The organism is Streptococcus sp. SCPM-O-B-23252 (M501) (genome assembly GCF_058200355.1).
In genome coordinates this window covers 866,379-886,455 of the sequence record NZ_JBYQGS010000001.1, presented here as the reverse complement: position 1 = coordinate 886,455, position 20,077 = coordinate 866,379, and the positions used below count along the sequence as shown (strand labels likewise).

Annotated in this window: 20 protein-coding genes and 3 tRNA genes; 16 read left to right on the top strand and 7 right to left on the bottom strand. The window is 41.4% G+C overall.

Features of this window, described 5'->3' with window-relative positions:
- Nucleotide 1 precedes the first annotated feature (1 nt).
- From AC3E6G_RS04320 to AC3E6G_RS04280, 9 genes are all read left to right on the top strand, one after another.
- Complete coding sequence (locus tag AC3E6G_RS04320; protein WP_287514490.1) at nt 2-523, top strand: hypothetical protein; 522 nt, start codon at nt 2-4, stop codon at nt 521-523.
- The gene (locus AC3E6G_RS04315) at nt 513-1,331 is read left to right on the top strand and encodes an aminoglycoside 6-adenylyltransferase (protein WP_490700530.1); all 819 of its coding nucleotides are present in this window, start codon (nt 513-515) and stop codon (nt 1,329-1,331) included. The genes AC3E6G_RS04320 and AC3E6G_RS04315 overlap by 11 nt, the downstream gene beginning before the upstream one ends.
- A 313-nt stretch (nt 1,332-1,644) precedes the next feature.
- On the top strand, nt 1,645-4,098 hold the full coding sequence (parC, locus tag AC3E6G_RS04310) for a DNA topoisomerase IV subunit A (protein WP_414297361.1): 2,454 nt from the start codon (nt 1,645-1,647) through the stop codon (nt 4,096-4,098).
- Between the two features lie 174 nt (nt 4,099-4,272).
- Nucleotides 4,273-5,298, top strand: a complete 1,026-nt coding sequence (locus tag AC3E6G_RS04305; RefSeq protein ID WP_414284008.1) for a branched-chain amino acid aminotransferase — start codon at nt 4,273-4,275, stop codon at nt 5,296-5,298.
- Between the two features lie 141 nt (nt 5,299-5,439).
- Nucleotides 5,440-5,670, top strand: coding sequence for a DUF2969 domain-containing protein (locus tag AC3E6G_RS04300; protein WP_414284009.1), 231 nt, complete (start codon nt 5,440-5,442; stop codon nt 5,668-5,670).
- 52 nt (nt 5,671-5,722) lie between these two features.
- A tRNA-Tyr gene (locus AC3E6G_RS04295) sits at nt 5,723-5,803 on the top strand.
- A gap of 9 nt (nt 5,804-5,812) precedes the next feature.
- A tRNA-Gln gene (locus AC3E6G_RS04290) sits at nt 5,813-5,884 on the top strand.
- Between the two features lie 167 nt (nt 5,885-6,051).
- Nucleotides 6,052-7,251 (top strand): 30S ribosomal protein S1, encoded by a 1,200-nt coding sequence (rpsA, locus tag AC3E6G_RS04285; RefSeq protein WP_006596419.1) that lies wholly within the window; start codon nt 6,052-6,054, stop codon nt 7,249-7,251.
- Nucleotides 7,252-7,327: 76 nt separating this feature from the next.
- Nucleotides 7,328-7,399: transfer RNA gene (locus AC3E6G_RS04280), tRNA-Arg, on the top strand.
- A gap of 150 nt (nt 7,400-7,549) precedes the next feature.
- Here AC3E6G_RS04280 and AC3E6G_RS04275 read toward each other — a convergent pair.
- On the bottom strand, nt 7,550-8,536 hold the full coding sequence (locus tag AC3E6G_RS04275) for an L-lactate dehydrogenase (protein WP_048689936.1): 987 nt from the start codon (nt 8,534-8,536) through the stop codon (nt 7,550-7,552).
- A gap of 195 nt (nt 8,537-8,731) precedes the next feature.
- Here AC3E6G_RS04275 and gyrA point away from each other — a divergent pair, with 195 nt between their 5' ends.
- From gyrA to radC, 4 genes are all read left to right on the top strand, one after another.
- Complete coding sequence (gyrA, locus tag AC3E6G_RS04270) at nt 8,732-11,194, top strand: DNA gyrase subunit A (protein ID WP_342992087.1); 2,463 nt, start codon at nt 8,732-8,734, stop codon at nt 11,192-11,194.
- Between the two features lie 8 nt (nt 11,195-11,202).
- Nucleotides 11,203-11,949 (top strand): class A sortase, encoded by a 747-nt coding sequence (locus tag AC3E6G_RS04265; RefSeq protein ID WP_490700529.1) that lies wholly within the window; start codon nt 11,203-11,205, stop codon nt 11,947-11,949.
- A gap of 424 nt (nt 11,950-12,373) precedes the next feature.
- Nucleotides 12,374-12,652: a porphobilinogen deaminase gene (locus tag AC3E6G_RS04260; protein ID WP_490700528.1), complete on the top strand. Its 279-nt coding sequence runs from the start codon at nt 12,374-12,376 to the stop codon at nt 12,650-12,652.
- Nucleotides 12,653-12,712: 60 nt separating this feature from the next.
- Nucleotides 12,713-13,396, top strand: a complete 684-nt coding sequence (gene radC, locus AC3E6G_RS04255; protein WP_048689924.1) for a RadC family protein — start codon at nt 12,713-12,715, stop codon at nt 13,394-13,396.
- Between the two features lie 188 nt (nt 13,397-13,584).
- Here the strand turns inward: radC and AC3E6G_RS04250 are convergent, their stop codons facing one another.
- From AC3E6G_RS04250 to AC3E6G_RS04225, 6 genes are all read right to left on the bottom strand, one after another.
- The gene (locus tag AC3E6G_RS04250; RefSeq protein WP_048690030.1) at nt 13,585-14,229 is read right to left on the bottom strand and encodes a redox-sensing transcriptional repressor Rex; all 645 of its coding nucleotides are present in this window, start codon (nt 14,227-14,229) and stop codon (nt 13,585-13,587) included.
- A gap of 92 nt (nt 14,230-14,321) precedes the next feature.
- Nucleotides 14,322-14,558 (bottom strand): DUF4649 family protein, encoded by a 237-nt coding sequence (locus AC3E6G_RS04245; protein WP_490700527.1) that lies wholly within the window; start codon nt 14,556-14,558, stop codon nt 14,322-14,324.
- Nucleotides 14,558-14,905 (bottom strand): DUF1831 domain-containing protein, encoded by a 348-nt coding sequence (locus AC3E6G_RS04240; protein WP_490700526.1) that lies wholly within the window; start codon nt 14,903-14,905, stop codon nt 14,558-14,560. Before AC3E6G_RS04240 ends, AC3E6G_RS04245 begins: the two co-directional genes overlap by 1 nt.
- Nucleotides 14,895-16,022 carry a cysteine desulfurase family protein gene (locus tag AC3E6G_RS04235; RefSeq protein ID WP_490700525.1) on the bottom strand — a complete coding sequence of 376 codons (1,128 nt, stop codon included), beginning with the start codon at nt 16,020-16,022 and terminating at the stop codon, nt 14,895-14,897. The genes AC3E6G_RS04240 and AC3E6G_RS04235 overlap by 11 nt, the downstream gene beginning before the upstream one ends.
- A 9-nt stretch (nt 16,023-16,031) precedes the next feature.
- The gene (locus AC3E6G_RS04230) at nt 16,032-16,988 is read right to left on the bottom strand and encodes a ribose-phosphate diphosphokinase (RefSeq protein WP_238656357.1); all 957 of its coding nucleotides are present in this window, start codon (nt 16,986-16,988) and stop codon (nt 16,032-16,034) included.
- Between the two features lie 62 nt (nt 16,989-17,050).
- Entirely contained in the window at nt 17,051-17,617 is a 567-nt protein-coding gene (locus tag AC3E6G_RS04225; RefSeq protein ID WP_490700524.1) for a CYTH domain-containing protein, read from the bottom strand.
- 95 nt (nt 17,618-17,712) lie between these two features.
- Between AC3E6G_RS04225 and yjbM the strand changes: the two genes are divergently transcribed.
- Genes yjbM through AC3E6G_RS04210 form a run of 3 tightly spaced genes read left to right on the top strand, consistent with a single transcriptional unit; the run spans nt 17,713 to nt 20,073 of the window.
- Nucleotides 17,713-18,384 (top strand): GTP diphosphokinase, encoded by a 672-nt coding sequence (gene yjbM, locus AC3E6G_RS04220; RefSeq protein WP_048690012.1) that lies wholly within the window; start codon nt 17,713-17,715, stop codon nt 18,382-18,384.
- Nucleotides 18,368-19,186 (top strand): NAD kinase, encoded by an 819-nt coding sequence (locus AC3E6G_RS04215; RefSeq protein WP_490700685.1) that lies wholly within the window; start codon nt 18,368-18,370, stop codon nt 19,184-19,186. The genes yjbM and AC3E6G_RS04215 overlap by 17 nt, the downstream gene beginning before the upstream one ends.
- Nucleotides 19,183-20,073, top strand: coding sequence for an RluA family pseudouridine synthase (locus AC3E6G_RS04210; RefSeq protein ID WP_490700523.1), 891 nt, complete (start codon nt 19,183-19,185; stop codon nt 20,071-20,073). The genes AC3E6G_RS04215 and AC3E6G_RS04210 overlap by 4 nt, the downstream gene beginning before the upstream one ends.
- Nucleotides 20,074-20,077: the final 4 nt, after the last annotated feature.

Here is a 20,077-nt window from a genome sequence, read left to right as displayed (position 1 = left end):
AATGAATGATATCTTATTACCTATAGTTTTCTCTACTTTCCCATTCTTACCGGTTGTATTAGTCGCTACCTTTATTTATATTGCTATTAAGAAAAATAAATCGAAGGTTCATTTTTTAGGATATTTTTTCCCTCTTGCAGGGATTTTAACCATGAATGCCATCAGTGATTATCCCTCTAAGAATTTTGAAGGGCATATGTCAATTACCATAGTATTGGTGACATTTTACTTACCTTTGTTATATGCATCCCTAGTTTATAGTGGCATCCGTCTCTATTCGGTTTATAGCCACCATTTATTGAAAGCCTCTCTGATTTTAGGAATCTATCTCCTTACTAGCATCTTTATGCATTTGATGATTTTTAAAGTTCAAGGTCAATTTATGAAGGTGGTCATCAATATCCATTTAGTGAAACTTATGATTACGATCACCTCGTTTCTCCCATCTGTTTATCTTTATTTTGATAGAAACCAACAATTTCAAGGATATTTAAGTGATGAAGGAGTGGAAGATGAGAACTGAAACAAAAATGATGACTCTGATTTTGCAGATAGCTGAGAACTTGCAAGCGGAAGCAGTGGCTTTATCCGGATCGCGGATCAATCCACAGACCCAAGAAGATGAGTTCCAAGATTATGATGTGGTCTATATTGTTGAGAATCTGAACGACTTGTTATCTGATTTATCTTGGCTAGACCAGTTTGGAATGCGTCTGATTGAACAGCACAATGTCCTTGGACACCGTCGTCTGTATCTCATGCTCTTTGAAGATGGCAATCGCATCGATTTGACCCTCTGTCCCAAGGAACACATCCAAGAGTGGGTGGATAGCGAGGCAGGTTTCAGAGTGCTAAAAGACGAAAATGGTTTATTTGAAGTCTATCAGCCTAATGCCAAGCGCTATTGGACCGCTCCGCCCTCCGAAGAGGAATTTGCAGCATCCTGCAATGAATTTTGGTGGGTATCGGCTTATGTTGTAAAAGCCATTCGAAGAAATCAGCTTATCTATGCGACTGATCATCTCTATGGCATTTGTCAGCAAGAACTTCTCAAGGTCTTAGCTTGGCAGGTAGCAAGCGATAGGGGAACAGTCGATATCGGAAAAAACTACAAGTACCTCTTCCAGTATCTACCAGCTGAGCAAGAGAAGGAGTTCTCAACTCTGCTTGATTTGTCTAGTTTAGACAAAATTACTCAGTCTTTATTTTCTACCATGAAGGGATTCAATCGAGAAGCTCAAATTCTGGCCCAAAAGATGGGATTTGCCTACGATCAGGAAGAGGCTAAGAAGATGATAGTTTATGCTAAAGAGAAACTTTCGAATCATTAATGAATCTATTTTAAACTACATTAAGGATCGTTTGATTACTTGTAGTAACTGAATTCCTTTTTCTAAAAAAATCTACTCAACATTCTTTGAAAGGAGTTGAACACGCCTTAAAGGTGTGTGAAGCTCATAATTCCATCATTTAACAACGTATTTAAAACTACAGAAAGGATCGTTTGGTTATTTGTAGTAACTGAACACGGGACTAATTTCCTAGGAAAAAAGATAAATCGCTTTGGGTTTATGGAACCCTGCATCGATTTCCTATTTTTCTAAAGAAATTTTCGGCAAGCCGAATCGTCCCTTTGTATCTTATATGAGTAATATCCAAAATATGTCCTTAGAGGACATCATGGGAGAGCGCTTTGGTCGCTACTCCAAATACATTATTCAAGAACGGGCCCTTCCTGATATTCGGGATGGCTTGAAACCTGTTCAACGGCGGATTCTTTATTCTATGAATAAGGACGGCAATACCCATGACAAGGGCTACCGCAAGTCGGCCAAGTCTGTCGGAAATATCATGGGGAATTTTCACCCTCACGGGGATAGTTCTATCTATGATGCCATGGTCCGCATGTCTCAAGACTGGAAGAATCGTGAGATTCTTGTTGAGATGCACGGTAACAATGGTTCTATGGACGGTGATCCACCGGCTGCCATGCGTTATACGGAAGCCCGTCTATCTGAAATTGCTGGTTATCTCCTTCAAGATATCGAAAAGAACACAGTGCCATTTGCCTGGAACTTTGACGATACAGAAAAAGAGCCAACTGTTTTGCCTGCAGCCTTTCCAAACCTCTTGGTCAATGGAGCTACTGGTATTTCTGCTGGTTATGCGACAGATATTCCGCCCCATAACCTTGCTGAAGTCATTGATGCGGTGGTCTACATGATCGACCATCCTTCTGCTAAGGTAGACAAGCTCATGGAGTTTCTTCCTGGACCTGATTTCCCGACCGGTGCCATTATCCAAGGGCGCGATGAGATTAAGAAAGCCTATGAAACTGGTAAGGGACGGGTGGTTGTCCGCTCTAAGACAGAGATCGAGCAGCTCAAAGGTGGCAAGCAGCAAATCGTCGTCACTGAGATTCCTTATGAGATCAACAAGGCCGTCTTGGTCAAGAAGATCGACGATGTTCGTGTCAATAACAAGGTGGCCGGTATTGCAGAAGTTCGGGATGAGTCTGACCGGGATGGTCTTCGCATTGCCATTGAGTTGAAGAAAGATGCCAATGCAGATCTAATCTTGAACTACTTGTTCAAGTACACAGATTTACAGGTCAACTACAACTTCAATATGGTGGCAATTGACAACTATACCCCTCGTCAAGTTGGGATTCTACCGATTTTATCAAGCTACATTGCTCACCGTCGAGATATCATTGTCGCTCGCTCTCGCTTTGACAAGGAAAAGGCCGAACGACGCCTCCACATTGTAGAGGGATTGATCCGCGTCATCTCCATCCTTGATGAAGTCATCGCCTTAATCCGTGCTTCTGATAACAAGGCAGATGCTAAGGAAAACCTTAAGATCAGCTATGATTTCACAGAAGAGCAAGCAGAAGCCATTGTCACCTTGCAATTGTACCGTTTGACCAATACAGATATCGTCACCTTGGAAGAAGAGCATGCTAACCTCAAGGAGCAAATCGCGACCTTGGCTGCTATCATAGGGGATGAACGGACCATGTTCAATCTCATGAAGAAGGAATTGCGTGAAGTCAAGAAGCTCTTTGGCAATCCGCGTCGTAGTGAGCTACAAGACACTGCTAAAACAATTGAGATTGATACAGCCAGCCTCATTGTCGAAGAAGAAACCTACGTTAGCGTGACCCGTGCTGGTTATATCAAACGGACCTCTCCTCGTTCTTTCAATGCATCTACAGTGGAGGAAGTAGGTAAGCGGGACGACGATGAATTGATTTTCGTAGAGCCTGCTAAGACTACCCAGCATCTCTTGCTCTTTACCAACTTGGGAAATGCCATCTATCGACCTGTTCATGAATTAGCAGATACCAAGTGGAAGGACATCGGAGAACACCTCAGTCAGACCTTGACCAATTTTGAGCAGGAAGAAGAAATACTTTTTGCGGAGATTGTGGATCAGTTTGAGGGTGTGACCTACTTTGCAGCTACCCAACAAGGACAAATCAAGCGCTTTGAACGCAAGGAATTGAGCCCATGGCGGACCTACCGCTCCAAATCAACGAAGTACGCTAAGCTGAAAGACCAAGAGGACCGTATCGTAGCGGTTGCACCAGTTGTCCTCGAGGACATCATGATCATTACCCAAAATGGCTATGGTCTGCGCTTCAATATTGAAGAGGTGCCAGTAGTTGGGGCTAAAGCAGCAGGAGTCAAAGCTATTAACCTGAAAGATGGAGATCAAGTGATAGCTGTCTTTAAGTCAACGACTCCAAGCATGTACATTCTGACCCAGCGAGGCAGTTTGAAACGGATGTCCCAGGACGATATTCCAGTGACCAGCCGGGCTAAACGCGGACTTCAAGTCTTACGTGAATTGAAGTCTAAACCACATCGCGTCTTCAAGGCAGGTCCAGTCTTCACGGACCAAGGGGATTTTGATCTCTTCACGAGCCAGGAAGAAGTAGCAGAGCAGGATCAAATCCTTCAGATTACCTCCACAACAGGTCAGGTGACAGAAGTGGATGTTACCCAACTCAACTTATCAGAACGAACTAGCAATGGTTCCTTTGTCAATGATCAAATTTCTGATCAAGAAGTCTTTACTGCTAGAATCAAATAAAACCAAAATTAGCCAGTTTATGGCTAATTTTTTTTGCTCGATAAATTTTCTGAAAATTGCAAATTTCACTTGAAATTCTCATGAAATGGTGTAAAATAGAGTACATGAATAAAGTCATCCTTTGTGGTGGCTCTTGCTATTTAGCAAGTCTTGAATGGAAGAAGGATAACAGACATGACAGTATCACTTGATTGGGAAAATCTTGGATTTTCTTATATGAAATTACCTTACCGCTACATCGCCTATTACCGCAATGGTGCTTGGGAAAAAGGAGAACTATCCGAAGATGCTACACTTCATATTTCGGAATCTTCTCCAAGTTTGCACTATGGACAGCAAGCTTTCGAGGGGCTGAAAGCCTACCGTACAAAAGATGGCAGTATTCAATTGTTCCGTCCAGATGAAAATGCCAAACGCCTGCAACGGACTGCTGATCGTCTTTTGATGCCTCAAGTTCCAACGGATATGTTTGTGGAAGCTTGTAAAGCAGTAGTGCGTGCCAATGAAGAATATGTCCCACCGTATGGAACAGGTGGAACACTCTATCTTCGTCCGCTTTTGATTGGAGTCGGAGATATCATAGGAGTGAAGCCAGCAGAAGAATACATCTTTACTATCTTTGCTATGCCAGTTGGAAACTACTTCAAGGGTGGCTTGGTTCCAACCAACTTCTTAATCCAAGACGAATATGACCGGGCAGCTCCTCATGGGACGGGTGCAGCGAAAGTCGGTGGAAACTATGCCGCTAGCCTCTTACCTGGTAAATTAGCTAAGTCTCGGAACTTCTCAGACGTGATTTACTTGGATCCAGCGACCCACACCAAGATTGAAGAAGTGGGATCTGCTAACTTCTTTGGGATCACAGCTGATAATGAGTTTGTGACTCCACTTAGCCCATCAATTTTGCCATCTATTACCAAGTATTCCTTGCTCTATCTTGCTGAGCATCGTCTTGGTTTGAAACCGATCGAAGGGGATGTCCCAATCGATCATCTAGACCGCTTTGTCGAAGCAGGGGCTTGTGGAACTGCCGCAGTTATTTCACCAATAGGTGGAGTTCAACACGGAGATGACTTCCATGTCTTCTATTCAGAAACAGAAGTAGGACCAATTACCCGCAAGCTTTATGATGAATTAACGGGCATCCAGTTTGGTGATATAGAAGCACCAGAAGGATGGATCTTCAAGGTAACTGAATAAATCAATCATAAGAGGGGGGACTCCCTCTTTTTTCATAGGAATAAATACTAGCAAAATAAAATAATTTAATCATGAAACATTTTCGGCTTGCAAGCATGTGAAAATTTTTGTAAAATAAAGGGGTTGAAATGAGGTAGAAGAATGAGTAAAAAAGATAAAAAAATCGAAATTCAAATTGCAGATAGTAAAGTGGTTGTAGGTAAGGAAACCTTTGATGGCTACCAATTAACGATTGGGAAGAAGGCTATTGCTGAGATTGCTGATATGGGAGCTCAGTTCGCTCTAGTGAAAAACGGAGCCGTAGAAAGTCTTTATAAATCACTGGAAAAAGCAGTGGAAAGTGCCATCGAAAATTACAATTTGAACAAATAAGGGGTTGCATTTTCATGAAATCAATGGTATAATTGTGTCTGTTGATTTGCTTGGAGAGATAGCGAAGAGGCTAAACGCGGCGGACTGTAAATCCGCTCCTTCGGGTTCGGGGGTTCGAATCCCTCTCTCTCCATATCATCAATGGGGTATAGCCAAGCGGTAAGGCAAGGGACTTTGACTCCCTCATGCGTTGGTTCGAATCCAGCTACCCCAGTTCTAGGTAATATCAGATAAGGTGGTAAAATATCTACTCAGGTATTTTATTTCTTTATATGAAGATGTCGTTGTAGATCATTTTGATTACGTTGCGAGTGCTTGCTTAGGAAAAATAATTATAAGTATGTCAAGTTTAGAAAACTTGATTGTTGGAGGATTTTTTAGATGAATGAATTTGAAGATTTGCTAAACAGTGTTAGCCAAGTTGAGCCAGGTGATGTTGTTACTGCTGAAGTTTTGACAGTTGACGCTACACAAGCTAACGTTGCAATCTCTGGAACTGGTGTCGAAGGTGTCTTGACTCTTCGCGAATTGACAAACGATCGTGATGCGGACATCAACGACTTGGTAAAACCAGGTGAAACACTTGAATTGCTTGTTCTTCGTCAAGTAGTTGGTAAAGATACTGATACAGTAACTTACCTTGTATCTAAAAAACGTTTGGAAGCTCGCAAAGCATGGGACAAATTGGTCGGACGTGAAGAAGAAGTTGTTACTGTTAAAGGAACTCGCGCTGTTAAGGGCGGACTTTCAGTAGAATTTGAAGGACTTCGTGGATTTATTCCAGCTTCAATGCTTGATACTCGTTTTGTACGTAACACTGAACGTTTCGTAGGTCAAGAATTTGATGCTAAAATCAAAGAAGTTGACGCAAAAGAAAACCGCTTCATCCTTTCTCGTCGTGAAGTTGTTGAAGCTGCATCAGCTGCAGCTCGCGCTGAAGTATTTGGTAAATTGAACGTTGGTGACGTTGTAACTGGTAAAGTTGCCCGTATCACTAGCTTCGGTGCTTTCATCGACCTTGGTGGTGTTGATGGATTGGTTCACTTGACTGAATTGTCACACGAACGCAACGTTTCACCTAAATCAGTCGTAACTGTTGGTGAAGAAATCGAAGTGAAAGTTCTTGACTTGAACGAAGAAGAAGGTCGCGTATCACTTTCATTGAAAGCTACAACACCTGGACCATGGGATGGCGTAGAACAAAAATTGGCTGCTGGTGATGTCATCGAAGGTACTGTTAAACGTTTGACTGACTTCGGTGCATTCGTTGAAGTATTGCCAGGTATCGATGGACTTGTACACATCTCACAAATTTCACACAAACGTGTTGAAAATCCAAAAGATGTGCTTAAAGTTGGACAAGAAGTAACTGTTAAAGTTCTTGAAGTAAATGCTGCTGATGAACGTGTATCACTTTCTATTAAAGCTCTTGAAGAACGTCCAGCTCAAGAAGAAGGCGAAAAACAAGAAAAACGTCAACAACGTCCACGTCGTCCAAAACAAGAAAAACGTGACTTTGAACTTCCAGAAACTCAAACTGGATTCTCAATGGCTGACTTGTTTGGCGATATCGAATTGTAATATTCAAAAAGCTTACCTCTCGGTAAGCTTTTTTTACTTGTAAAATTCTCGAGAATTTGATATACTATAACAGTTGCCACCCTTAGTGTAATGGATATCACGTAAGATTCCGGTTCTTGAGATGGGGGTTCGATTCCCTCAGGGTGGATAAGGATAGGAGAGCGGAGAGGCTCTCTTTTTTTTGTATCTGGATGGAAAGATACCTGTGAATCTTTAAGAGCAGTATCGGACTCTCAGAGCCCTTTTCGATGAGATCAAGAAAACACCATGTCCTAAGACATGGTGTTTCATTATTTGTTTAGTTTTTAGAAGCTGCTTGGAATTCTGGGTTCTTCCATGCTTCGTCGATAATCGCTTGCAATTCTTTTGCAGAAGCTTGCATTTTTTGTGTTTCAGCGTCGTTCAATGGGATGTTTACTGGACGAACGATACCGTGCGCACCAACGATCGCTGGTTGACCGATAAAGACGTTCTCAACTCCGTATTGTCCTTCTTGGAAGACTGAAAGTGGAAGTACAGCATTTTCATCATCAAGAATAGCACGAGTAATACGAGCAAGGGCAACGGCGATACCGTAGTAAGTAGCCCCTTTCTTGTTGATGATTGAGTAAGCAGCATCACGTACAGAGATGAAGAGATCTACAAGGTCAGCTTCGTCCAAGTCACGGTTTGCTTGCAACCATTGTTCCAATTTCACACCGGCAACGTTGGCATGTGACCAAACAGCGAACTCTGAGTCACCGTGTTCACCCATGATGTAGGCATGGACTGAACGAGCGTCAACACCGATCTTTTCAGCAAGTGCTTGACGGAAACGAGCTGAGTCAAGAGAAGTACCTGAACCGATAACACGTTCTTTAGGGAAACCTGAGAATTTCCAAGTAGAGTAAGTCAAGACGTCAACTGGGTTAGCAGCTACAAGGAAGATACCGTTAAATCCTGAAGCAACAACTTGCTCAACGATTGATTTGTTGATGGCAAGGTTTTTACCAACAAGGTCAAGACGAGTTTCACCTGGTTTTTGAGGAGCACCCGCAGTAATAACAACGAGGTCAGCATCCGCACAGTCTTCGTACTTAGCAGCATAAATCTTCTTAGGAGAAGTGAAGGCAAGAGCGTGGCTAAGGTCTTCAGCATCACCAACCGCTTTTTCAAACAATTGAGGGATTTCGATGATACCTAATTCTTGTGCGATACCTTGAGTAACAAGTGCGAAAGCATAAGATGAACCTACAGCGCCGTCACCAACAAGGATAACTTTTTTATGTTGTTTAGTTAATGTCATTATTCTAAACGTCTCCTTCTATTTTTTGGGGTTTCCCCATTCGCATTTATTCTACCACTTTTACTTTTCTTTGTCACGGTTTTACGCCTATTTTGGACGATGTAAACGTTTTTACTCTTGTGTTCCGAAAGAGAAAAAAAGTCCTAAATGTGTTATAATAGTATGGTGAATTAATTAAAGAGAGGCATTGTTTTAATGCAGGATAATAACTTAGTTGATGTTAACTTAACATCTGAAATGAAGACCAGTTTCATCGATTACGCTATGAGTGTTATCGTGTCTCGGGCTCTTCCTGACGTGCGAGATGGTTTAAAGCCAGTTCATCGTCGGATCCTTTATGGAATGAATGAACTTGGGGTTACACCAGATAAACCACATAAGAAATCTGCCCGTATTACTGGGGATGTTATGGGTAAATACCATCCACACGGGGACTCTTCTATTTATGAGGCTATGGTTCGGATGGCTCAATGGTGGAGCTATCGCTACATGCTTGTAGATGGGCATGGGAACTTTGGTTCTATGGATGGTGATGGAGCCGCGGCCCAACGGTATACGGAAGCTCGTATGAGCAAGATTGCTCTTGAAATGCTTCGGGATATCAACAAGAATACAGTTGATTTCACGGATAACTATGATGCCAGTGAACGCGAACCAAACGTCCTTCCAGCTCGCTTCCCTAACTTGTTAGTCAATGGAGCGACAGGGATTGCGGTAGGGATGGCGACAAATATCCCTCCACACAACCTCGGTGAGTCTATTGATGCTGTCAAGCTAATGATGGACAATCCTGATGTGACTACACGTGAGCTGATGGAGGTGCTTCCTGGACCAGATTTCCCAACAGGGGCCTTGGTCATGGGCAAATCAGGTATTCATAAGGCCTATGAAACAGGAAAAGGTTCAATTGTCTTACGGTCTCGGACGGAAATTGAAGAGACCAAGACAGGCCGTGAACGCATTGTCGTTACAGAATTTCCTTATATGGTCAACAAGACCAAAGTGCATGAGCATATTGTTCGTTTGGTTCAAGAAAAACGAATTGATGGGATTACAGCAGTTCGGGATGAGTCTAACCGGGAAGGAGTTCGTTTCGTCATCGAAGTGCGCCGTGATGCCTCAGCTAATGTTATCTTAAACAACCTCTTCAAGATGACTCAAATGCAAACCAACTTTGGTTTCAACATGTTGGCTATCCAAAATGGTGTCCCTAAGATTCTCTCTCTTCGTGAGATTTTAGGATCTTATATTGAGCACCAAAAAGAAGTGGTGACTCGTCGGACTATCTTTGATAAAGAGAAGGCGGAAGCTCGTGCCCATATCTTGGAAGGTCTCTTAATCGCTCTCGATCACATCGATGAAGTGATTAAAATCATCCGTAATAGTCAGACAGATGCAGAAGCACAAGCAGAATTGATGAGTAAATTCAAGCTTTCTGAGCGTCAAAGTCAGGCTATCTTGGATATGCGTCTTCGTCGTTTGACTGGTTTGGAACGTGACAAGATTCAAAGCGAATACGATGATCTCGTTGCTTTGATTGCTGATCTTGCTGATATTTTAGCCAAGCCAGAGCGTGTAGTTGCGATTATCAAGGAAGAATTGGACGAGGTCAAACGGAAGTTTGGAGATCCACGTCGGACAGAATTGATGGTAGGAGAAGTTCTATCACTAGAAGACGAAGATTTGATCGAAGAAAGCAATGTTTTGATTACTCTCTCTAACAAGGGTTACATCAAGCGATTGGATCAAGATGAATTTACTGCTCAAAAACGTGGGGGACGTGGTGTTCAAGGTACAGGGGTCAAAGATGATGACTTTGTCCGTGAATTGGTTTCTACCAGCACCCATGATCGTTTGCTCTTCTTTACCAATAAGGGACGGGTTTACCGTCTGAAAGGCTATGAAATCCCTGAATACGGCCGTACAGCTAAGGGGCTTCCAATTGTCAACTTGCTCAAGTTAGATGACGGAGAATCCATTCAGACCATTATTAACGTCGCTCAGGATCGTAGTGAAGACGCTTATCTCTTCTTTACAACCCGCTCAGGTTTGGTAAAACGGACCAGTGTAGCTGAGTTTGCCAATATTCGTCAAAATGGCTTGAAAGCTCTTAACCTCAAAGATGAGGATGAGCTGATCAATGTCTTCCTCACAGACGGAAATACGGACGTGATTATCGGGACTAAATTTGGTTATTCTGTCCGCTTCAAAGAGTCTGTTGTACGGAACATGGGGCGTTCTGCAACTGGGGTACGAGGTGTCAACCTTCGCCCAGGCGACCAAGTGGTCGGTGCAAGCGTGATTACAGATCAAGATGAAGTATTGATCATCACTGAAAAGGGATACGGTAAACGCACGCGTGCTGATGAGTATCCAACAAAAGGACGTGGTGGTAAAGGGATTAAAACTGCTAATGTGGCTGATAAAAATGGTCCTCTAGCCGGTCTCATGACTGTCAAAGGAGATGAGGATTTGATGATTATCACCAATACAGGTGTCATGATTCGTACCAGCGTCGCCAATATTTCTCAAACTGGACGTTCGACCATGGGTGTGAAAGTGATGCGTCTGGATCAAGATGCCCAAATCGTAACCTTTACAACGGTTCAAGCTGACGAAAAAGATGAGTCAGATACTGAAACTGAAAGTGAAGGGTAGGATAAAAAATGGCTTCAAGAAGAAAAAAGAAGAAAACAAGCTTACGCAATCGCTTGATTAATATCTTTGCTACCTTACTAATCCTTTTGTCTATTGCCTTGATCTTTAATGCTCCGATTCGGAACATGATCATGGTGTGGCATACCAATCAGTACCAGGTCAGCAAGGTATCGAAAAAGACCATAGATAAGAATAAAGATGCCAAGACTAGCTTTGATTTTAAAGAAGTCAAATCGCTTTCTACAGAATCTGTTATCAATGCCCAGTGGCAGGCGCAGAAGTTGCCTGTTATTGGGGGGATAGCAATTCCTGAGTTAAAGATGAACCTTCCGATTTTTAAAGGCTTAGATAATGTGGGACTCTATTATGGGGCAGGTACCATGAAAGAGGACCAGGTTATGGGGGAAAGGAATTACTCCTTGGCTAGTCACCATGTCTTTGGTTTGGCAGGGGCAAATGAAATGCTCTTTTCCCCGTTAGAACATGCCAAAGCTGGAATGAAAATCTATATCACTGATAAGGAAAAGGTGTATACCTATGTCATCAATTCTGTTGAGACAGTGACACCAGATCGGGTCGATGTCATTGCAGATCGTGAAGGGGTTAATGAAATCACCTTAGTGACTTGTGAGGATGCTGCAGCAACTTATCGTACGATTGTAAAAGGTACTTTGGAAACTTCAGTAGATTACTCAAAAGCACCAAAAGATATACTGGAAGCTTTCACAAAATCTTATAATCAAATGCAATTATAATCAACTTAAAAAGAGGTCTTTGACCTCTTTTTTGAATGTAGACAAATTGTTATTATACATAAAACAGCTGGAGTATTTTCAAAAAATGAATTTTATTTTTAGTCATTTAAGAAGAAGAAAGACTTTCCGCTGTGAGAAAAGTGCCTGAAACACTGTTAATTCAGGCACTCGGAATTATTGAGACCTTAGACTCAATAATTAGTCATGGAACTTCTACGAAGTTCGCTGACGTCCGTACTCACCTAAGGAAAGTTTTTTTAATTACTTTGTTTTCAATCTGTAAAGAGGTCTTTGACCTCTTTTTTCTGTTAATTTTCTGCCAACTTGTAAGAGGATAGTCATGAAATGTTACCTGACTGACATATTTTTGCATGCTTTCTATTTTATAATAGAAGAGTGATAGAAAGAAGTTTGGAGGAACTGAATGCTCACAGAAGATATCTATACTTTGTTAAGAAACTTCTATGGCTTACTGGTCAATGATTTCCCCAAAACAGGCCTTATTACCAAGGGAATCTACGAAGTTGAACAGGTCTTCAAAACCATTGAAAACCTTCCTAATGATCAAGAACACTTAATTCGATATGAAATTCGTCAATTCCTTGCGTCTTTGGAACAAGTACAAGAATGCTATAGAATTAACTTCTCAAATGAAGAAACTCGAATTCTTGAAAACCTAAGAGAAGTAGTTTGTCCAATTTAATTTTTACAGAATCGTCCTTTTTCCTCCTCAATTGCGAATTATTAATTGAGGAGGTTTTTTATGTATCATATTGTATTTCAAGAATCAGGTCTCTTACCTAGAGAACGCTTGCTAACAGAAGGACCCGATAAGCTCAGTCATCAAGAATTGCTGTCCATCTTATTACGGACGGGGAACAAAAATAAACCAGTCTACGAGATCGCTCAAGACCTGTTGGCCTCACTAAAGAGTTTAAAAGAACTGGCTAGTATGAGTTTTCAGGAGTTACAGGAAGTTCCAGGAATTGGGAAAGTTAAAGCCATTGAGCTGTTAGCTGCTATTGAATTAGGGAAACGAATACAGACTTCTGAAGTGATTGAAACGGAACAAATCATGAGTAGTCAGAAGCTGGCAAAAATGATGCAGCAAAAAATAGGCCATGAGAAACAGGAGCATTTACTGGCCCTGTATCTGAATACCCAAAATCAAATTATCCATCAGCAAGTGATTTTTATCGGAACAGTTAATCGTAGTATTGCAGAACCGAGAGAAATCTTGCACTATGCCATCAAGCATATGGCGACATCTTTAATCTTGGTTCACAACCACCCTTCTGGAATCATTCATCCCAGCAAAAATGATGATGGTGTCACCCAACAAATGATTGAAGCCTGTAATTGTCTAGGAATTGTTTTCCTGGACCATCTGATTGTCTCAACTGATGATTATTATAGCTACCGGGAAGAAACAGATTTATTGGTATAAAAAAAGAGAGTGGGACAGAAATCGGTAATTCGTTAGAATTCGATTTCGTCGTCCCACCTCCGCACAGTTGAGTAGGGCTGTAAAAGCTGATGAAATCAGCGTAGTAGATCCCACTCAACCACTGCGTCTTGCTCGATCATCCAAAGACAATTGAGAGGCTAGGACTTTTGTCCCAGCCTCTTTGCTTATCATGAATTTTTGCGCATAAAGTAGAGAAGGGTTTGCAATTCACTGGTTAGATCGACATATTGGACTACCACATCTTTTGGAACTGTTAGGTGTACTGGAGAAAAGCTAAGGATTCCCTTGATACCAGCTTCAACCAGTAAATCTGCAACTTCTTGAGATTTTACACTTGGAACGGTTAAAATGGCTGTTTGAATCTCTTGTCCCTCAAGTTTTTCTTTTAGTGTGGAGATGCCGTAAATCGGAATACCATCTTTACTTTTAGTGCCGACTAACTTATGATCATCCGTATCAAATGCCATGACAATTTTCATTTTGTTTCGCTCATGGAAGCGATAGTGAAGAAGGGCACTCCCCATATTTCCAATCCCGACGATAGCAACATTGGTGATGGAGTTATCATTCAAGAGATCAGCAAAGAAATTCATTAACTTTTTGACATCATAACCAAAACCACGTCGTCCTAGCTCTCCAAAGTAGGAGAAGTCACGACGAACAGTTGCGGAATCAATCCCGATGGCTTCAGCGATTTGTTTTGAATTTGCTCGCTCAATTTTCTCTGCATTAAAGCGTTTGAAAATGCGGTAATACAAGGAGAGTCGTTTAGCAGTAGCACGAGGAATTGGATTAGTCTTATCTTGTTTCACAATATCACAACCTTTCAAATCTATTGTATAAAAAGTTTGTGAAAAAAGCAACTATCTTATACTAAAAAAACACCAAAAAGGTGTTTTCATTGTTAATTGGAATTTCTTAAACTCTGATCAAACTGAATCAGATAGCGATAAAAGTCACCGATTTTTCCAGTGAAAGGTAAGGGATGCTCCTTGTAGGTAACAGAAACAACCTGATAGGAATCTGGAATGGTCACACAGCCTGAGAAGGCTAATAGACAGTGATCGATGTTATCGTAGCTAACCTGACGTTCTTTTTGGTATGCATCCAAATAGGTGAGGACTACAGGACCATTGGTCATTAGTTTTCAATCCTTTCAAAAATTTCACGTTCAACTAAACTGTCCATGAGGAAGTAGAATTTTTGTTGGATAATTTTGTTTTCTGGATTTTTAAAAATATTTACCAAACGAAGGCCTGACTTGTCAGTAATGTTAATTTTAAATCCTGTTAAATCCTTATTGATGATAATCTTTAACTTAAAGCCATCTCCGCTATTTGGAATAGCTTCTAATAAACGATTTAATTCGTAGTTACCAACCTTTGTTTGTGTAAAAGTATTGTCACGTAGGGTATATTTCTTGATATTTGGGTGGATTGCGTATGTGTAATCACAGTTTGTTAATGAGACAGATGTTTCAAATGCCATGTAATTCTCCTAAAATTTTATGAATGTTTGTAATAAAAATATCGACTTCATCAGAAGTATTGAATTCGGATAAACTAATGCGAATAGATTCCTTCAAGCGAGGGGAATCTTCACCATAATAAGCTGCAAGGACGTGACTTGGTTGAACAGTCCCCGCAGTACAAGCAGAGCCAGTTGAGACTGAAATCCCTGCCATATCTAAACGAAGCAGTAGGATATCATTGCTGATACCTGGGAAGCCAATGTTCAAGACATGAGGAAGTTTGGAGTCTGTGCCATTCAGATAGAAATCTAAATCTTCTAGGCCGGTTAGGATACGTTTAGATAAGGTCTGAATATACTGATAATTTGCGTCTAACTGATCAGTTGCTTCTTTGAGGGCTTGAGCCATTCCAGCAATTGAAATCAAGTTCTCTGTACTAGCTCGACGCTTGTCTTCTTGGTCACCCCCGTGTAAGAGATTGAAGAAGTCAGGCTTTTTAGCATAGAGAAGTCCAACTCCCTTAGGCCCGTGAAATTTATGGGCCGATGCAGTTAGAAAATCAACTCCAAGCTCTTCAGGGGCTACAGCAAGTTTACCAACGGCTTGAACAGCATCGACATGAAAAGCAGCAGGATGGTCTTTTAAAAGGTCAGAAATTGCCTTGATAGGTAAGAGATCACCCGTTTCGTTGTTGGCATACATAGTGGATACTAAAATAGTATCGGGACGAAGTGCAGCTTGAATATCTTCAAGGCGAATTTTTTGATCGACCGGTTGAATGATGGTTACTTCAAATCCATATTCTTTAACTAAGTACTCAATTGGTTCAAGGACGGCATGGTGCTCAATAGCCGTGGTAATAATATGTTTCCCTTGCTGTCTATGTTTGAGACAGTAGCCCTTTATAACGGTGTTATTGCTTTCGGTCCCGCCAGAAGTGAAGATAATCTGTTGACTAGAGGTCTTTAAACAAGTTGCAACACATTCCCTAGCATCTCTAAGAATCTTTTTCGCTTGGCGACCGTGGGAGTGGAGACTAGAGGGATTTCCGAAACTAGTTTCCATCGTTTCTGTCATCACCTTGATTACTCCTGGGCTTAGGGGAGTGGTTGCCGCATTGTCAAAATAAATCACGCCATCACCTTATTTCTTGTGGTATGCAAAGAGTGGACTAACTGGTTTACGCTCTTGGATACGAACAAGGGCCTCTCCAATCAATTCGCTTGCAGTAATGTATTTTACATTTTTTGGTTTTTGTTCTTTGGTTGCTACAGAGTCTGTAACTAAAATTTCTTTAATCGGTGCTTGGTCTAGTAATTCCGCAGCTCCCTTAACGAAAAGTCCGTGACTTGAAACGGCATAAATCTCAGTAGCGCCGTCGCGTTGGACAATTTTTGCAGCTTCAGAGAAGGTTTTTCCTGTATTTAAAATATCATCGATGAGGATTGCTTTTTTACCTTTAACATCCCCGATGATGTAGCCCTCGTCACGACTAGAGTCGTCTTGGGCGTAGTCGATGATAGCAATTGGGGCATCTAGATATTCTGCAAGATTGCGGGCGCGTTTCACTCCAGAATTTTTAGGGCTGACAACCACTACATCTGAACCGGTTAAACCTTGTTTGATATAGTGATCAGCAAATAGAGGAATCGTAAACAAGTTGTCTACTGGGATATCGAAGAAGCCTTGTACTTGAACCGCATGAAGATCGAGGGTTACAACACGGTCTACCCCTGCCTTGACAAGCATGTTGGCAACTAATTTTGCTGTAATTGGTTCGCGAGGAGCAGCAGTACGGTCTTGACGAGCATACCCAAAGTATGGAAGGACCACGTTTACGGTATGGGCACTTGCTCGTTGGCAAGCATCTACCATGATTAACAATTCCATCAAGTGATTGTTCACTGGGAAGCTAGTAGATTGGATGATGTAAATATCATATCCACGCACACTTTCTTCGATATTAATTTGGATTTCACCATCTGAGAATTGACGTGAAGAAAGCTTTCCGAGTGGGATGCCAGCAACTTCTGAAATTTTTTGTGCAATTTCTTGGTTGGAGTTGAGTGCGAAGAGCTTCATATTGTTTTTTTCTGACATGTGTTTGATCCTCATTTAGATATTTTTGTCTAGTCTTATTTTAGCAAAAAAATTCAGTAATTTCAGCTTTTTAGCAAACTTTGGGCCAATCTTGCTACTTTACTTTTTGCAGGCTTGTATTCAATTTGTTTTTCCTTGAGAAATTCGTGAAAATAAGTTTCATCTGAGGCGGCATCCACCTCCATTTCTAATTCATAATCTTCAATGGAGTTATAGCGACTACGGTCAAAAGCTAATAAACCTTTAGAGATTCTTTTCTCTCGTCTCTCTGTTTCTAGACTTCCCCAGACATCTAATGAAGTGAGAGGAATGTCTAAATCAGTGAGAAAGCTGGCAATCTCACCTTGAGGAAGTTTTTTCTTGGAGAGAAAGGCTTCTACTTGATCAAAAGTAAGGGCTTGATTGTATTCAAAATGTCCCGCATCTTGCGGCACTTTAAGGGTTAGCTCAGCCCGATCAGCTAAGGTACGAATTCGCAAGGCCATCCGATGATTCCGGATAGCATGGTCGGGCGTATCAATATAGTGATTGGTTTGTCGGATAGGTTTTTGGTCTTTGAAAAAGTCTTCTAGAGAATGGTACTCTTCCTTGGTTAGTAAGGTTTTAAATTCAATTTCTAAATGATTCATAGCTACGTCCTTTTCTTTCGTTTGCAAGCTCTTTATGATATAATAATAGATGTGTTTATTTTATACAAAAAACTTTGAGATGACAAGGTGATTCAATGGCGATTGATTGGGAAAATTTTTTAGATCCCTATATCCAAGCAGTTGGGGAGTTGAAGATTAAACTTCGTGGGATAAGAAAGCAGTACCGCAAACAACAAAAGCATTCCCCAATCGAGTTTGTGACCGGTCGTGTGAAGCCGATTGAGAGTATTCTCGAAAAGATGGAACGCAGAAGTATTTCTGAAGAGAACCTGGCTCAAGATATGCAAGATATTGCTGGTCTGAGGATCATGGTTCAATTTGTAGACGACGTAGACGAAGTCCTAGAAGTCTTGCGGAAGCGTCAGGATATGCGCGTGGTTCAAGAACGAGACTATATTCGTCACAAGAAATCAAGTGGGTATCGAAGCTATCATGTAGTGGTAGAGTATCCAGTAGATACCATTAATGGCTATGAAACGATTTTGGCAGAGATTCAGATTCGTACCCTGTCTATGAATTTCTGGGCCACCATTGAACACTCATTAAATTACAAATATAAAGGAGATTTTCCGGACGAGATTAAGAAGCGTCTTGAAGTCACCGCGAATTTGGCTTATCAACTCGATGAGGAAATGGGTGCCATTCGTGATGCCATTCAGGAGGCGCAAGCTCTTTTTGATCCAATGCATCGTAAATTAAACGATGGCGTCGGAAATAGTGATGATACAGATGAGGACTACAGGTAAAAAGGTTTCGATTATTCGAAATCGAAAACGCCAGAGCGAAGAGGTTTTTCAACAACTTCGTTATAAATTAAAAAAGAATAATTTTATCTTAACTGAGAAGCATCCGGATATCGTGATCTCTATCGGTGGGGATGGCATGTTGCTCTCTGCTTTTCATAAGTACGAGAGTCAATTAGATCGGGTTCGTTTTGTTGGGGTGCATACGGGGCATCTTGGATTTTATACAGACTATTTAGATGATGAGATTGACAAGTTGGTAGAAAATCTCAAGTTCGATACAGGTGCCAAGGTATCTTACCCAATCCTTAATGTCAAAGTGACTTTTGATAATGGGGATACGAAGATTATGCGAGCCCTTAACGAAGCGACGATTAAACGAAGCGATCGAACCATGGTGGCTGATTTAACCATCAATGGCGTTCATTTTGAGCGATTCAGAGGGGATGGTATTACGGTTTCGACCCCTACAGGTAGCACAGCTTATAACAAATCTTTGGGAGGAGCTGTACTTCACCCGACGATCGAAGCGCTTCAGATTGCTGAAATCGCTAGTCTGAATAATCGTGTCTATCGAACTTTGGGGTCATCGATTATTGTTCCCAAAAAAGATAAGATTGAAATCACTCCTAGCCGGCCAGGCTTTCACATTCTCTCTGTTGATAATTCAACTTATTCTTATCGAAATATCGTCCATATCGAATACCAGATTGATAACCACAAGATCAATTTCGTAGCGAGCCCAAGTCATACCAGTTTCTGGAATCGGGTCAAGGATGCTTTTATTGGAGATATTGACGAATGAGGTTCGAGTTTATTGCAGACGAACACGTCAAGGTCAAAACATTCCTGAAGAAGCACCAGGTTTCAAAGGGCTTATTGGCCAAGATCAAGTTTTCTGGAGGCCAGATTTTAGTTAATGGCATTGAACAAAATGCTATTTATCTTCTGGATATCGGAGATAAGGTAACGATTGATATTCCCTCTGAGGAAGGTTATGAAGCCTTGGAGGCCATTGATCGGGATTTGGAAATTTTGTATGAAGACGATCATTTCTTGGTCCTCAACAAACCGGCAGGAGTGGCATCCATTCCTAGTTCCCTTCATTCCAATACCATTGCAAACTTTGTCAAGGGCTACTACGTTCGAAACCAGTATGAGAATCAGCTGGTTCATATTGTCACCCGTTTAGACAAGGATACCAGTGGGATCATGCTCTTTGCTAAACATGGCTATGCCCATGCTCGCTTAGATAAACAACTTCAGGCCAAGACCATCCAAAAACGTTACTTTGCATTGGTAAAGGGGAAGGGTGAGTTGGCAAGTAAGGGTGACATCATTGCCCCCATTGCGCGTGATGAAGACTCCATCATTACCCGAAAGGTAGCAAAAGGTGGCAAGTATGCTCATACCAGCTACCAAGTTGTTCAGTCTTTTGGTGATATTCATCTAGTGGATATCCAGTTGCATACAGGTCGGACCCATCAGATACGCGTTCATTTTTCCCATATCGGTTTTCCACTTTTGGGAGATGATCTCTATGGAGGGTCGTTAGAAGATGGGATTCTTAGACAAGCCTTGCATTGCCATTCCTTGGCTTTCTATCATCCTTTTTTGGAAGAAGAACTTCGAATTGAAAGTTCTTTGCCAGATGATTTTAGCCAAGTCTTAAAACAGTTATCAAATATTTAATTTT

Excerpts from the sequence above, each read along its gene's own strand:
- AC3E6G_RS04320 (WP_287514490.1), top strand. The coding sequence starts at position 2 with ATGAATGATATCTTATTACCTATAGTTTTCTCTACTTTCCCATTCTTA.
- AC3E6G_RS04210 (WP_490700523.1), top strand. The coding sequence starts at position 19,183 with ATGAGGTTCGAGTTTATTGCAGACGAACACGTCAAGGTCAAAACATTC.
- AC3E6G_RS04265 (WP_490700529.1), top strand. The coding sequence starts at position 11,203 with ATGGCTTCAAGAAGAAAAAAGAAGAAAACAAGCTTACGCAATCGCTTG.
- AC3E6G_RS04260 (WP_490700528.1), top strand. The coding sequence starts at position 12,374 with ATGCTCACAGAAGATATCTATACTTTGTTAAGAAACTTCTATGGCTTA.
- AC3E6G_RS04300 (WP_414284009.1), top strand. The coding sequence starts at position 5,440 with ATGAGTAAAAAAGATAAAAAAATCGAAATTCAAATTGCAGATAGTAAA.
- yjbM (WP_048690012.1), top strand. The coding sequence starts at position 17,713 with ATGGCGATTGATTGGGAAAATTTTTTAGATCCCTATATCCAAGCAGTT.
- parC (WP_414297361.1), top strand. The coding sequence starts at position 1,645 with ATGAGTAATATCCAAAATATGTCCTTAGAGGACATCATGGGAGAGCGC.
- AC3E6G_RS04215 (WP_490700685.1), top strand. The coding sequence starts at position 18,368 with ATGAGGACTACAGGTAAAAAGGTTTCGATTATTCGAAATCGAAAACGC.
- AC3E6G_RS04225 (WP_490700524.1), bottom strand. The coding sequence starts at position 17,617 with ATGAATCATTTAGAAATTGAATTTAAAACCTTACTAACCAAGGAAGAG.
- AC3E6G_RS04240 (WP_490700526.1), bottom strand. The coding sequence starts at position 14,905 with ATGGCATTTGAAACATCTGTCTCATTAACAAACTGTGATTACACATAC.
- AC3E6G_RS04245 (WP_490700527.1), bottom strand. The coding sequence starts at position 14,558 with ATGACCAATGGTCCTGTAGTCCTCACCTATTTGGATGCATACCAAAAA.
- gyrA (WP_342992087.1), top strand. The coding sequence starts at position 8,732 with ATGCAGGATAATAACTTAGTTGATGTTAACTTAACATCTGAAATGAAG.
- AC3E6G_RS04305 (WP_414284008.1), top strand. The coding sequence starts at position 4,273 with ATGACAGTATCACTTGATTGGGAAAATCTTGGATTTTCTTATATGAAA.
- AC3E6G_RS04275 (WP_048689936.1), bottom strand. The coding sequence starts at position 8,536 with ATGACATTAACTAAACAACATAAAAAAGTTATCCTTGTTGGTGACGGC.
- AC3E6G_RS04230 (WP_238656357.1), bottom strand. The coding sequence starts at position 16,988 with ATGTCAGAAAAAAACAATATGAAGCTCTTCGCACTCAACTCCAACCAA.
- radC (WP_048689924.1), top strand. The coding sequence starts at position 12,713 with ATGTATCATATTGTATTTCAAGAATCAGGTCTCTTACCTAGAGAACGC.
- AC3E6G_RS04315 (WP_490700530.1), top strand. The coding sequence starts at position 513 with ATGAGAACTGAAACAAAAATGATGACTCTGATTTTGCAGATAGCTGAG.
- rpsA (WP_006596419.1), top strand. The coding sequence starts at position 6,052 with ATGAATGAATTTGAAGATTTGCTAAACAGTGTTAGCCAAGTTGAGCCA.